The sequence below is a fragment of the Phenylobacterium sp. genome (genome assembly GCF_030651755.1).
Classification (GTDB): Bacteria; Pseudomonadota; Alphaproteobacteria; order Caulobacterales; family Caulobacteraceae; genus Phenylobacterium.
Window position 1 is genome coordinate 1 of record NZ_JAUSBZ010000111.1, and the last position, 12786, is coordinate 12786.

11 protein-coding genes and 1 tRNA gene are annotated in these 12786 nt (G+C 67.4%); 3 read left to right on the plus strand and 9 right to left on the minus strand.

Annotated elements, in window-relative coordinates; genetic code table 11:
* From Q7V15_RS10150 to Q7V15_RS10160, 3 genes are all read right to left on the minus strand, one after another.
* Positions 1 to 502 (minus strand): glycosyltransferase family 2 protein (locus Q7V15_RS10150; RefSeq protein WP_304755445.1); only part of this gene is annotated, 502 nt, incomplete at its 3' end.
* Positions 499 to 1941 carry a lipopolysaccharide biosynthesis protein gene (locus Q7V15_RS10155; protein WP_304755446.1) on the minus strand — a complete coding sequence of 481 codons (1443 nt, stop codon included), beginning with the start codon at positions 1939 to 1941 and terminating at the stop codon, positions 499 to 501. The genes Q7V15_RS10150 and Q7V15_RS10155, both read right to left, overlap by 4 nt.
* A 10-nt stretch (positions 1942 to 1951) precedes the next feature.
* Positions 1952 to 3526 carry an exopolysaccharide biosynthesis polyprenyl glycosylphosphotransferase gene (locus Q7V15_RS10160; RefSeq protein WP_304755447.1) on the minus strand — a complete coding sequence of 525 codons (1575 nt, stop codon included), beginning with the start codon at positions 3524 to 3526 and terminating at the stop codon, positions 1952 to 1954.
* A gap of 214 nt (positions 3527 to 3740) precedes the next feature.
* Here Q7V15_RS10160 and Q7V15_RS10165 point away from each other — a divergent pair.
* Positions 3741 to 3830 (plus strand) — tRNA-Ser (locus tag Q7V15_RS10165).
* Positions 3831 to 3873: 43 nt separating this feature from the next.
* Here the strand turns inward: Q7V15_RS10165 and Q7V15_RS10170 are convergent.
* A complete protein-coding gene (locus tag Q7V15_RS10170; protein ID WP_304755448.1) occupies positions 3874 to 5256 on the minus strand; it encodes a hypothetical protein in 1383 nt (460 codons plus the stop codon).
* Between the two features lie 434 nt (positions 5257 to 5690).
* On the opposite strand from Q7V15_RS10170, the gene Q7V15_RS10175 reads away from it, so the two are divergent.
* Positions 5691 to 6752 (plus strand): sensor histidine kinase, encoded by a 1062-nt coding sequence (locus Q7V15_RS10175; RefSeq protein ID WP_304755449.1) that lies wholly within the window; start codon positions 5691 to 5693, stop codon positions 6750 to 6752.
* A gap of 7 nt (positions 6753 to 6759) precedes the next feature.
* Here the strand turns inward: Q7V15_RS10175 and Q7V15_RS10180 are convergent, their stop codons facing one another.
* Together Q7V15_RS10180 and Q7V15_RS10185 are read right to left on the minus strand one after the other, a co-directional pair.
* Positions 6760 to 6969, minus strand: coding sequence for a hypothetical protein (locus Q7V15_RS10180; RefSeq protein WP_304755450.1), 210 nt, complete (start codon positions 6967 to 6969; stop codon positions 6760 to 6762).
* 122 nt (positions 6970 to 7091) lie between these two features.
* Positions 7092 to 7613 (minus strand): sigma-70 family RNA polymerase sigma factor, encoded by a 522-nt coding sequence (locus Q7V15_RS10185; RefSeq protein WP_304755451.1) that lies wholly within the window; start codon positions 7611 to 7613, stop codon positions 7092 to 7094.
* A 237-nt stretch (positions 7614 to 7850) separates the two neighbouring features.
* On the opposite strand from Q7V15_RS10185, the gene egtB reads away from it, so the two are divergent.
* Positions 7851 to 10046, plus strand: a complete 2196-nt coding sequence (gene egtB / locus Q7V15_RS10190) for an ergothioneine biosynthesis protein EgtB (protein ID WP_304755479.1) — start codon at positions 7851 to 7853, stop codon at positions 10044 to 10046.
* 189 nt (positions 10047 to 10235) lie between these two features.
* Here egtB and Q7V15_RS10195 read toward each other — a convergent pair whose 3' ends face one another.
* From Q7V15_RS10195 to Q7V15_RS10205, 3 genes are all read right to left on the minus strand, one after another.
* Positions 10236 to 10457 (minus strand): general stress protein, encoded by a 222-nt coding sequence (locus Q7V15_RS10195; RefSeq protein WP_304755452.1) that lies wholly within the window; start codon positions 10455 to 10457, stop codon positions 10236 to 10238.
* 190 nt (positions 10458 to 10647) lie between these two features.
* On the minus strand, positions 10648 to 12000 hold the full coding sequence (locus tag Q7V15_RS10200; RefSeq protein ID WP_370689800.1) for an ATP-binding protein: 1353 nt from the start codon (positions 11998 to 12000) through the stop codon (positions 10648 to 10650).
* Positions 11997 to 12746, minus strand: coding sequence for a response regulator (locus Q7V15_RS10205; protein WP_304755453.1), 750 nt, complete (start codon positions 12744 to 12746; stop codon positions 11997 to 11999). The genes Q7V15_RS10200 and Q7V15_RS10205 overlap by 4 nt, the downstream gene beginning before the upstream one ends.
* Positions 12747 to 12786: the final 40 nt, after the last annotated feature.

Below are 12786 nucleotides of genomic sequence, written 5' to 3' on the forward strand. Positions count from 1 at the left end.
GCGACAGGCTGCGTTCAGACGCGCTCAGGCAGTCGCTGTGGGCGGCCATGGCCCGGTGCAGGGCCTGGTCGCGCCGGGGCTCGACCTGCTGGAGGGAGAAGCCGCCAAAGGCTACGGCGGGATCATCCTGGGCGATCAAGCCAAGCCATGTGGAGAGGAAGCCTGCGCTGTCAGGCGCCATGTCGCTGTCAAGAAACAGGAAGTGGCCGGCCCGGGCGTGGCTGACCAGCCGGTTGCGACCCTTGGCCCGCCCCTCGTTGGCGGCCAGGGTGACCAGGCGTGTCGGCAGGGGCAGGTCGGCGACCACGGCCTGAACGGCGGCGCTGAGGGCCGGGTCGCCGGTCCCATCGTCGAGGATGATGATCTCCACGGCCACGGCCACGGCCTCGCGCCCCAGGGCGGCGAGCAGGGGGCATGGGTCGTCGCCCTTGAACGGGATCAGCACCGAAAGGCGGGGTTGGGCGCGGTCCCAGAGGGGATTATCGAACAGGGTGACGCTCATGCTGGTTTGGCTCTCATGTCCCGCAGCAGGGCGAGGCCCCGGCTGCGCAGGGCGCCGGTGTCCAGGACAAATGTGATGGCGCCGAAGACCAGACCGCCGAGGCCCGCCTTCAGCAGCAGCTCGGTCCAGCCGCCTGAGGCGGGCACCCGGCTGACCGCCAGGGCCATGACGGCGGTGGCGCCCAGCGTCTGGACCAGGGGCAGCCAGGGGATGGGCAGGACGAGGCTTCGGGCGCCGAGGGCCATGGAGGCCGCCAGTCCAAGGGCGTAGCTGGCGAGGGTCGCCCACAGCGCCCCGTCCAGGCCAAAGCGCGGGATCAGGATCAGGTTGAGGACGACATTGGCGATCGCCGGGATGGACATGGCCCCCAGCAGCAGCTGGGTCCGCTGGCCGAGGGTGAAGGCCTGGTGGAAATAGTAGGTGGTCAGGCCCGCCAGCAGGCCGCTGAGCGCGATCCAGGGGGTGACGTGGGCGGCGCCCGCCGCGAGGTCGGAACCGACCATCAGCTGGGCCAGCGGCGCGGCCACCAGGGCCAGGCCCACGGCGGCCGGGACGCAGAGCAGCAGCATCAGGCTCGCCTGTTCCCGAGCCGCGCGGCCAAGCTCGCCGGGGCCGCCCCGTTCCAAGGCGGCGATCAGGGCCGGGCCGCCGGCGGCGCCGAGCCAGATGAACAGGACATCCAGGGTGCGGTTCGCGAGGCTGTAGCCGGCGTGATAGACGCCCACCGAAGCCTCATCGAGGAAGGCCGCCAGCAGGAACCGGTCGGTGGTCGACAGGACCAGGGCCAGAATCAGGGACAGGGCGACGGGCGCGCCATAGCCGAGATAGGCCTTGGCCCGGGGGGCCTCGAACCGCCCCTGCCGGCTGTAGGTCAGCTCGGAGGGCAGGGTCCAGGCCATGCAGATCACCGCGGCCACCCCGAACCCAATGACCGGCGCGGCGCCGCCGAACCCCTGCCAGGCCAGGACCGCTCCGAAGGCGAAGGCGCCGAGGCTTTGAATGATGTCGATGGAGGCCGCGCCCGCCACCTCGCCCGCCGCCCGGCGGCGTTCCTGGGCGAGTTTGGCGAAGGTGCGAGGCAGAACGGCCAGGACCCCGCAAACCACGGCCATCTTCAAGCCCGGGGCCATGGGGATCAGCAGGGCGGCGATCAGGGCGATGGGCAGAACCACCACCAGGGCGAGCCAGGTGCGATAGATGGTGGCCGAATGATCTCCCCCCCGACCCTTGTCGGACTCGCCGACCCAGAACCTGGCCATCGCCGCTTCGTTCCAGGTGAAGACGGCGGTGTGAAGCAGGCTCATGACCGAGAAGCCCAGGGCGTAGTCGCCGAACTGGGAAGGGGAGAGCAGGCGGGTGAAGGTGACGATGGTCGCCAGCCCCACCAGGCCCTGAATGATGTTGACCGGCAGGTAGCCGACTACGCCGCGCCAGAACATGTCTTGCCGCCTAGCGCACGGCCTGCCGATCCCCGAGCAGGCAGGGGATGGTCATGGCGATGATGTAGAGGTCCAGCCAGACCGACTGGCGCTCAATGTACTCGATGTCGAGCTCGACCCGGCGGCGGACATCCTCAGGGGTGTCCACCGGCCCCCTGGAACCATGGATAGCCGCCCAGCCGGTCATGCCGGGCTTCATGCGGTGGCGGTGGGCGTATTCGGCCACGAGGCGGGCGGACTCCACATCGCCGGTCATCATGCCGATGGCGTGGGGGCGGGGACCGACCAGAGACATTTCGCCGCTCAGCACATTGAAGATCTGCGGCAGCTCATCGAGGCTGGTGCTGCGGATCAGCCGGCCTACGCGGGTGACGCGGTCGTCGTCGGCCTGCACCTGGCGGCGCGCATTGGCGTCAGCCACGTCGTGGCGCATGGAGCGGAACTTCCAGACCACGATCTCTTCGTTGTTGAAGCCCTGGCGGCGCTGGGTGAACAGAATCGGGCCGGGGCTGTCGAGGCGGATGGCCAGGGCGACCAGGAACATGATCGGCAGGGCGATCAAGAGCGCCAGGCTGCCGATGAGCAGGTCCAGCGACCGCTTGACGATGGCCCGGCCCAGGTGGCGCGGAATCCCGGAAACCCTCGCGAGGGGCAGGTCGCTGATCGGGGCGGTGTGCTGGGGGGAGATGGCGTCGGCGGGGACCAGCTCGTCCTCCAGCAACAGGCTGATCTCGTTGGGCAGGGGGCGGAGATTGGCGATCACCTGGCGCACGCGGGCCTGGGCGCCTGTGGGCACCGCGACGATCACCCGATCCACATAGGGCATGATCCGGTGGCTCAGCAGGGCCTGGGTGTCGCCCAGCACGGGAACGCCACGCAGGGAGTCCGGCGCCCGGGCCAGCCGGTCGTCGAACACGCCGAGAATATTGACCTCGCCGGACTTCATCGCCTGACCGATCAGCCGCTCGGCGGCCTTGGTCGCGCCGACGATCACCACATTGGGGGTGAGGCGGCCCTCGGCGCGCCAGCGGCGCACCCGCAGCCACCACAGGGCGTGGAGGGCGTAGAGGCCGAGGAAGGCCGCCACGGTCCAGACCGCCAGCTGCGTCAGGACCTCAGCCACGGGAAGGAATGCCGCCAGCATCAGCACCGCCGCACCGACCCCTGAGGCGACGGCCACGGAGGTCCTGGCCAGATGGTAGGAGAGGCCCTGGCGGCTGCGGAAGGCGTAGAGGTCGAACAGGCTGAGCGTGACCATCACCGCCAGGGCCGGCGCCGCATAGACCCCGGCCTGATCGCCGCCGGCGACAAAGGCGGCCAGGGCGCAGACGCCGAGCCACAGGCCGTCGATTCCTTGAAAGGCCCATGCATAGGCCTGCCCATCCAGCCGTCGGCGGGTGGGGCTGAGGCGACCCGGCCGCATGGGGCCGCGCCGGTCCCGGGCCTGCACGGCCTCAGCCGGGGGCAGGGCCTCATCGTAGGCCGCGGCGAAGTTGGGATCGTCCTGGGAAGGGCTCCACGCCTCCGGCGTCGGGGTCGTGGGGGCCCCTTCTTCACGTCGGGGAAGGCGGACGAGGTTGGACATTCTGCGCAAGGGACCCTTGAGGTTCCCGCCCATTATGGGCTGCGCCTCTGATCGACAGGTTAACCGCCGGCCTAACCCTGTTTGCCATGCGCATGATTTTGAGCCGTTGCCCCGGGGCCAGGGTTTCGGCTATGCAGTCCCTCCTTCGAGACCGCCCGGGGAGTCACCTTCCCGAGCGACCTTGGAGACGGGAGACAACCCGGTTCAAAACAATGGTGACGTGGCCGAGTGGCTGAAGGCAACGGTTTGCTAAATCGTCATACCTGAAAGGGTATCGAGGGTTCGAATCCCTCCGTCACCGCCACTTTTTCCTCAGACCCTGTGCGCCCTGCTCGCCGCCGTGGGGGTCAATAGGGCCTTTGGCCGGGGACCCGGGCGGCGAGGGCGCTGTAGCGGCGGTCGAGGTCGGCCTGTTCGGCGTTGGTCAGGCCGCCCTGGCTGTATTGGCTCTCCAGTCGCGCGATCTTTTGGAATTCGGCGCGCAGGCGCATGGCGTTCTGGGTGGTCAGGGTGCGCCCGCGGACGGCCGCGTCGATGCGGGCGTCAAACTGGGCCTGCCGCTGGCTGATGCTCTCCCAGCCATACTGGCCAAATTGATCCTGGCCGGGGATACGGGCGCTAAGCGCCTCGAAGCGTCGATCCAGATCGGCCTGTTGGGCGCTGGTCATGCCGCCTTGCATGTATTGTGTTTCAAGACGCGCGATCTCCCTGAACTCGGCCCGCAGGCGCGCGGCCTCCTGGGTGGTCAGAGTGCGATCCCGCAGCCCCGCATCAATACGGGCGTCAACCTGGACCTGACGCTGGTCGATGCTCTGCCAGCCATATTGGCCATACTGACCCTGGCCTGGGATGCGGGCGTTGAGCGCCTCGAAGCGCCGATCAAGGTCAGCCTGCTGGGCGCTGGTCATGCCGCCCTGAACATATTGGGTTTCAAGACGCGCGATGTCGCGAAACTCCGCCCGCAGGCGCGCGGCGTCCTGGGTGGTCAAGGTTCGGTCACGCAGGCCCGCGTCGATCCGGGCGTCGATCTGGGCCTGACGTTGGTTGATGCTGTCCCAGCCGTACTGACCGTACTGAGGGGCGCCTGGGATCTTGGCGCTCAGGGCGTCGAAGCGGCGATCAAGGTCGGCCTGCTCGGCGTCGGTCATGCCGTTGCGCGCATATTGCGCCTCCAGGCGGGCGATACTCTGAAACTCCGCCCGCAGTCGGTCGGCGTCCTGGGTGCTCAGGGCGCGGGAGGTCTGGCCCGCGCTGATACGACCCTCCAGCCATGTCTGGCGGCTCGCCATCGGGACCCAGGTCTGGTGGGTTCCGTAGCCAGGTTGGCCCCAGGTCGGATCTCCCGTGCCAGGCATGTTGGCGCTCTGGCCGCCGCCGACGCCGAGCATGGCCTGGGCGATGGCGCCGATGACGCTTGCGGCGGTGGAGCCCTGCGGGGCCGCCTGATCCACATAGCCGCCGGCATTGCCGGTCGCCCCCTGGCAGGCCAGCACGCCGTTCTGGTTCATCAGATCGCTGCGGCACTGCGGATAGTAGATGCTGCTCCAGCGGTAACGACCCTGATCATCGCGACACTCGGCGGTGACATATCCCGTCTGCAGGGTCTGCACGTTCTGACACGAGCCCCCCAGGCTTGCGGTCGGCTGAGCGCGATACTGCGCCTGGGCGCCGGAGGCTGAAGCTGCGACCAGGCCCGCAGTCAGGGCGGCGAGGGTGAGCATACGGGTCATGAGGGGTCTTCCGAGCTTGGGCTTGGGATACGGGGACCCCTTCGGGAAGGGCTCCAGCGTTCCACAGAGCCTCCAAGCCTGACTCTGCGTATGAGAAACGCCCTTGCGAACACTTGGTTGCTGCAAGCAGCAGTAGGGCCAATGCTCGACCCTTAAATTGAGACCCAGGACTGGATGTGCTGGGTCAGGAAACCGACAGGACGTCAGCCAAACGAAGGCGGGATCTGCCGAACGCCAGTCCGGGTTGTGCGCATTCGTCTTGGACCTCACCCTAGGATTGGTTGAGCCGAATTACTCCCGCCACCGCAACTTGTGTGCTAGGTGTATTGGACTAATGGCGATTTTCTGAAGCCGTCGATCTTCGGCGCGCAGGATCATCGTTCCCGGCCACGGATTGCGCGCTCGCAAGCCCCCGGTTGGCTGAAAGAATGGTTATGCCGATTCATCGCGATGCTGTGCAGGGCCTCGGTCTGGCGATCGTCGCCTCATCGACATCGCCCCTGGTTTTGCTGGACGGCGATCTTCAGGTGGTCGGGGCGAGCACGTCCTTTTTCCGCGCCTTCCACATTGACGCGGACAGCGCGCCCGGCCGCCGGCTTCTCGACCTCGGAGACGGGGAGTGGAATGTGCGACAACTGCACTCCCTGCTTGACGCCGTCGGGTCTGGCGCGGCCGAGATCGACGCCTACGAGATGGATCTGGCGACCGGTCGCGGCGACCCGCGCCGCCTCGTGCTCAACGCCCAGAAGCTGAACTTCGGGGATGAGACCCACCGCTACATCCTGCTCTCCGTCGTCGATGTGACTGACGCCCGCATCGCCGCCAAGCTCAAGGACGATCTTCTCCGGGAAAAGGCGATCCTGTTGCAGGAGCTGCAGCATCGGGTGGCCAACAGCCTGCAGATCATCGCCAGCGTGATTCTGCAGAGCGCCCGGAAGGTCAATTCCGACGAGACTCGGCTGCATCTGACAGACGCCCATAATCGGGTGATGTCGGTGGCGTCCCTGCAACAGCAGCTGACCGCCTCAAGACTCGGCGAGGTCGAGCTGCGGGCCTATTTCCGCAAGCTGTGCGACAGCATCGGCGCCTCGATGATCCGCGACCACGACCAGCTGGTGCTGGAGGTGAAGGCCGATGACAGCACCAGTGAGGCCGATGTGTCGGTGAGCCTGGGACTGATCGTCACCGAGCTGGTGATCAATTGCCTCAAGCACGCCTTTCCCGGCGGACGGCTGGGCAAGATCGAGGTCGGCTATGAGTCCCGCGGACCCAATTGGACCCTGTCGGTGGCGGACAACGGCGTCGGAATGCCCAAGGACGCCGCGAGCGCGACGCCTGGACTGGGCACCAGCATCGTGGACGCCCTGGCCCATCAACTGGACGCCAAGGTCAGGGTGATGGACGCCCATCCCGGCACGATCGTTTCAGTGGCCCACACCCAGATCGCCGCCGTCGCTGATGAGGACGAGAGCGATCTTCCGCAGGCCGCGGGCTAGCCGCGCTCTACGGTTTTTCCACGGGGTCTGGCGTCGCCTCGGCAGGCTCGCCGAGATCGGTCTCCGGCGCGGTCGGATGGCCGAGCTTCTTCACATAGGCCTTGTGTTCAGTGACCAGGGCGCTTGGCGCAGGATGGGCCTCTTCGGCGCCGAGGCCATAGGCTTGGGCGCCGGGTTGCGTAGCGACCTGCCCGGACTCCTCGGACGCATCGCTCAAACGCGTAGTCGAAGAGGCGGGAGGCTTGGGATGTTCGGCCACGGCGGACTCCTGGGGCGACGCTTAGGGGGACTAGGTCAATCCCCACGGACGCAGAGTCGTTCCGGCTCGGCGGCGCCCAGCTAGATGCGTACGGCGTCGGAAGTCCCCCCCGAGGATTCGCCCTCGTCCTCCAGCAGCCGCTGCAGCTTGATGCGAGCGCGGTTCACCCGGCTCTTGATGGTGCCCACTGCGCAGCCGCAGATCTCGGCGGTCTCCTCGTAGCTGAGGCCCGCCGCGCCCACGAGGATCAGGGCCTCGCGATGTTCCAGAGGCAGTTGCGCCAAGGCGGCCTGGAGGTCTTGCATGGCCAGGCTCCAATCCTGGGTCGGCGGGCTGCGCAGGAGCTTGGCGTAGTCCCCGTCCTCGTCACGAACCTCCCGACGGCGGCGTGTGAGTTGCGAGTAATAGGTGTTGCGCAGGATGGTGAAGAGCCAGGCCCGCAGATTGGTGCCGGGTTCGAAGCGATCGCGATTGCTCCAGGCCTTGATGAGGGTGTCCTGCACCAGATCATCGGCGTCGGCGCCGTTATGGCTGAGCGACCAGGCGAAGGCTCTGAGGGCTGGAATCATCGCCACCACTGCGTCGCGCCAACTGTCCGTCATGGCCGCAGCCCCTGCCTGTCACGATTGTCTCAGCCGATGTCCCAGGCTCCAACGTGGCGATAGTTTTTCCGTTCCGGGTTGCGCCGAGCGACCCCAGCCCCGACCTTAGGAACGCGACGCGCTGGCTTGGCGTTCATCTTTGCGCCCTCGACGGAGGGCGGACGCCGGCGACCTTGGGGGCCGGAACCAGCGATGCTGCAGGGGAGGGGTGGAATGGCGCCTTCGGACGACGCAACCATGACCCACCCGCCCCGGTCAGGGGTGGGGGAGGACCGCCTCGAACGCTATCTGGCGTTGAGGGCGCGCAGCCAGCACCTGGCGCGGGACCTGTCGGCTGAGGATCAGCTGGCCCAGTCCATGCCAGACGCCAGCCCCACCAAATGGCATCTGGCCCACACCACCTGGTTCTTCGAGACCTTCCTGCTGACGCCGCATCTGCCGGGCTATCGCGTCTTCGACGAGCGGTTCGGCTACCTGTTCAATTCCTATTACGAGGCCCTGGGACCCCGCCAGCCGCGACCCCAGCGGGGCCTGTTGACCCGTCCGTCCCTGGAACGGGTCATGGCCTACCGCGCCCATGTGGACGAGGCCATGACCCGCCTGCTTCTGTCAGGCGCCGAGGATTTCGCCGGTCTGCTGGACCTGGGGATCGCCCATGAGGAACAGCATCAGGAGCTGATGCTGATGGACATCCTCCACCTGTTCGCCCAGTCCCCCCTGAGGCCGGCCTATGGGCGTGCGAGCCCGACGCCCCCGGTCGAACCGGCGGGCGAACTGACCTTCGTCGGGTTCGCCGGCGGCCTGGTGGAGATCGGTCATGGGGGCGGACGTTTCGCCTTCGACAACGAAGGCCCTCGGCACAAGGTCTATCTCGCGCCCTTCAGTCTGGCTGATCGACTGATCACCAACGGGGAGTGGCTGCGCTTTATCGAGGACGGCGGCTATGAGCGCGCCGAATTGTGGCTGTCCGATGGGTGGGCGTGTGTGCAGGCGGAGGGCTGGGCCGCGCCGCTCTATTGGGAGCCCGGGCCCGAAGGCTGGCGGGTCATGGGGCTGCAGGGACTGCGGCCGATGGACCCCGATGCCCCCGTGGCCCACCTCAGCTACTTCGAGGCTGACGCCTATGCCACCTGGGCGGGCGCCCGTCTGCCGACAGAGGCCGAGTGGGAGCATGCGGCGGGTCAGATCCCCGTGCAGGGCGTCTTCCTGTCCCGGGCCACGCCGGCGCCGACCGCGGCGCGGGGTGAGCGGGGCGCCTTGCGTCAGTTGTACGGGGACCTGTGGGAATGGACCCGCAGCGCCTACGGCCCCTATCCCGGTTTCGCCCCGGCGAGTGGGGCGGTGGGGGAGTACAATGGCAAGTTCATGAGCGGACAGATGGTGCTGCGCGGCGGCGCCTGTGTGACCCCGCCGGGCCATGTGCGCGCCACCTATCGCAACTTTTTCCACCCGCATCAGCGATGGATGTTCTCGGGCCTTCGCCTGGCCAGGGACGGCGCGGCGCCGGCCCCCCGTCGGAGCGCCTTTGAGGCCGATGTCCTATCGGGCCTGTCGCGCAAGCAGAAGTCCGTGCCCCCGAAGTACTTCTACGATGCGCCTGGCTCGGCGCTGTTTGAGGAAATCTGCGAGCTGCCGGAATACTATCCCACCCGGACCGAGCTGGCCTTGCTACGGCAGGTGGCCCCCGAAATGGCGTCCCATGTGCCGGCGGGCGCAGCCCTGGTGGAGTTCGGCAGCGGGGCCAGCCTCAAGACCCGCCAACTCCTGGACCACGCCCCTCAGATCGCTGTCTACACGCCCATCGACATCAGCCCCACCGCGCTGGACGCTGCCGTGGCGAGCCTGCGCGCCGACTATCCCAATCTGGCCTTGGCGCCGCTGGTGGAGGACTTCACCACCGCCCTTGATCTGCCCGCAGCGGCGCAGGAACGACCGACCTTCGGCTTCTTTCCCGGCTCGACCATCGGCAACCTCCTGCCTGAGGAGGCCGTGGAGTTTCTGGCCAATGCCCGACACCTGTTGGGCGACGGCGCGCGGTTCCTGGTTGGCGCTGATCTGGTCAAGGGCGAGGACGTTCTTGTGGCGGCCTATGACGACGCCCAGGGGGTGACGGGCGCCTTCAACCTCAACCTTCTGGCGAGGATGAACCGCGAACTGGCGGCGGACTTCGACCTCCGAAACTTCACGCACAGGGCGGTCTGGAATCAGGCCCTGTCACGGGTCGAGATGCATCTGGTGTCCCGGTGCGATCAGAGCGTTCAGGTCGCTGGGCGGCGGTTCGACTTCACCTTGGGCGAGACGATCCATACGGAGAACTCTCACAAGTTCACCCCGGAGGGTCTGGAGGGGCTGGCGTCGCGGGCGGGTTGGCGGCTGGAGGCCCGCTGGATCAGTGAGGCGCCGGCCTTCGGGCTCTTCCTGTTGGCGGCCTGAGAGCAGCCCCTGGACCGTTATCAGGCCTGGGGGCCAGATAACGGTCGGGGGTGCGAACATGGGGATGGCCGGGCTCAGAGCCCATCCCGATCTGATCGTCTCGACCAAATCGGACAAAAAAGTTCTAAAACAAAAGTTTAGAGGACTTTCTTGATCCGATAACCGCTGCGCGCTTATCGGAAAATTGCTCTAGCCCTCCGATGCGCCATCATCTTCACGGCGGCCGCCGCCGCGGGAAGCCTCTCCGCCCTTGCGACCGGCCGATGCGGCGAGATCGCGATCCTTGGCGAAGCTGCGCTTTTCGCCTGGGACGCTGGCGCCGCCCTTGCGCGCGATTTCGCGGCGACGCTCGGGGTTCATGGCGGCGAAGCCTCGACGGGCGCGGGGGGGATTTTGATCGGCGATGCTCATGTGGTCACTCCTGATAGGCGGCGTCGGCGCCCTGAGTGACCCTCCGGACCCGGAAGGCTCACACAAGGCTCCGCTCTAGCAACCCGCGAGTCGCACCAGGGGTTGCGTAAGCGAATCTCTGAATTTTCGCAGGGACTTCGCCGCCCACATTGGGGGTCCGGCCAGCCCGCCCTCCGCCCCCTTGGCCTGGCTAGGCGGGAAGCATGACCTGCGCGGTCAGCCCGCCGCCGACGCGATTGACCATGGTCACGTCGCCGCCATGGCTACGGGCGATGGACCGAACCACCGCCAGGCCTAGGCCGATGCCGCCGGTGCCGCGGCTCCGGGAGGGCTCGCGCCGGTAGAAGGGTTCGAAGATCCGCTCCATCTCGCTTTCGGGGATGCCGGGGCCCTCATCCTCGATCTCGATGATCACCGTGCGGCCCTCGATGATCACCCGCGCCCGAGCGCGGTCGCCGAACTTCACGGCGTTTTCGACCAGATTGGTGACCAGCCGGCGCAGGGCGATGGGATCGCCCTCAATGACAACCTTCTCGGCCCGCTCCACCTCAATGGCGGCGCCGGTCTCGGCCATCTCGTCGCAGACGCTCTCCACCAGGGAGGCCAGTTCGAGCCGGGTTCGAACCCCGGGCTTGGTCGCATCGCGGACGAAGCCCAGGGTGGCGGCGACCATGGCCTCCATCTGATCGATATCGGCCGCCATCTTGGCGCGCTGGTCCTCCGGGACGTTTTCGATACGGAACCGCAGACGGGTGAGGGGGGTGCGCAAGTCGTGGGCGATGGCCCCGACCATGGCGGTGCGGTCCTGAACGTAGCGTCGCAGGCGTTCCTGCATCTGGTTGAAGGCGCGCACAGCCACGGAGATCTCCGCCGAGCCATGAATGGCCAGCGGCGGCGCCTCGGGGTCGCGGCCGAGGCGTTCAGCCGCCTCGGCGAACAGCCGGAACGGTTTGGACAGCCGTCTGGCGAACATCCAGGCGATGGGTGCCATGACCAGGGCCGAGAGCACAAACCAGAGCAGCACACGCTGCTGCCAGACATTCAGTCCCAGGCCCCGCTCGGGCCGGACCACCGCCCACTGGCCGTCAGGTCGCTTCATGGCGATCTCGAAGGGCGCCACAAGGAATCGGTCCTCATGCCCCTCGCCGCTGGCTCGCTCCATGCGATCACGGACGATGCGAAAGACCCGGCGGTCAGAGATCGGCAGGCGGTAGGTCTTGGCGATGATCAGGTCGCTCTTGGGGACGCCAAGGTCATCGGCCAACTGGTCCCTGGCCCACATCATGCTTTCGGCGGTGGACTGTCCGTCGGGCGGATTCTGGCTCAGCTCAAACTGCAGGTCCCGGCGTTCGATCAGAGTCCCTGGCCGTCCCTGCAGGGCCTCGGCGATCTCGGAGAACCGATAGAAATCGGGCACCGGCGGCGGCAGGTTGAACAGCAGGAAGACGCTGATCGCCTGGGCGGTGATCAGGCTGAGCCCGACCAGCATCAACACCCGGACGAACAGAGAGGCGGTCGGGCGCCTGTCGTGGCCTGGGCTCACGGGCGCTTCACCTTGGCGGTGAACATATAGCCTTCGTTACGGATGGTGCGGATCAGGTCATGGCCCCCGCCGTCATCGAGCTTGCGGCGCAGGCGGCTGATCTGGACGTCGATGGCCCGGTCAAAGGCGTCGGAATCCGGGCCGCGGGCGAAATCCAGAAGCTGATCGCGGGTCAGGACCCGCTGGGGACGTTCGACAAAGGCCCGTAGCAGGGAGAATTCCCCGCTGGACAGGTTGACCACCACGCCTTGCGGCGAGCGCAACTCCCGGCGCACCAGATCGAGCCGCCAGCCCGCGAATTCGCAGGCGGCGCCCAGGTCTTCGCCGCCGCCCTGTCGGGTCTGTTCGGCCCGGCGCAGGACGGCGCGGATGCGCGCCAGCAGCTCCCGGGGGTTGCAGGGCTTGGACAGATAGTCGTCGGCCCCCAGCTCGAGGCCCACAATCCGGTCGGTATCCTCGCCCATGGCCGACAGCATGATGATCGGCGGCGCCTCGCCCACCGCCAGCCGGCGGCAGATGGCCAGGCCATCCTCCCCCGGCAACATGACGTCGAGGACGATCAGGTCGACGGGATCACGCTCGAGGGCCTGCTCCATCTCCCGGGCGTCGCCCGCCGTGGTCACGGCATAGCCGTGGCGGCCCAGAAAGTCGGAGACGACGTCCCGGATGCCGGGGTCATCGTCGACCATCAGGATGCGGGCGGTTGGGCCGATCGCTTCAGTGGGGGGCGTCTGCATGCGAGCCATTTTCGACCTCCGGCGTAACCGTCAGATTTCACGCCTGAAA

Excerpts from the sequence above, each read along its gene's own strand:
- Q7V15_RS10175 (WP_304755449.1), top strand. The coding sequence starts at position 5,691 with ATGCCGATTCATCGCGATGCTGTGCAGGGCCTCGGTCTGGCGATCGTC.
- Q7V15_RS10185 (WP_304755451.1), bottom strand. The coding sequence starts at position 7,613 with ATGACGGACAGTTGGCGCGACGCAGTGGTGGCGATGATTCCAGCCCTC.
- Q7V15_RS10155 (WP_304755446.1), bottom strand. The coding sequence starts at position 1,941 with ATGTTCTGGCGCGGCGTAGTCGGCTACCTGCCGGTCAACATCATTCAG.
- Q7V15_RS10160 (WP_304755447.1), bottom strand. The coding sequence starts at position 3,526 with ATGTCCAACCTCGTCCGCCTTCCCCGACGTGAAGAAGGGGCCCCCACG.
- Q7V15_RS10170 (WP_304755448.1), bottom strand. The coding sequence starts at position 5,256 with ATGACCCGTATGCTCACCCTCGCCGCCCTGACTGCGGGCCTGGTCGCA.
- egtB (WP_304755479.1), top strand. The coding sequence starts at position 7,851 with ATGACCCACCCGCCCCGGTCAGGGGTGGGGGAGGACCGCCTCGAACGC.
- Q7V15_RS10195 (WP_304755452.1), bottom strand. The coding sequence starts at position 10,457 with ATGAGCATCGCCGATCAAAATCCCCCCCGCGCCCGTCGAGGCTTCGCC.
- Q7V15_RS10205 (WP_304755453.1), bottom strand. The coding sequence starts at position 12,746 with ATGGCTCGCATGCAGACGCCCCCCACTGAAGCGATCGGCCCAACCGCC.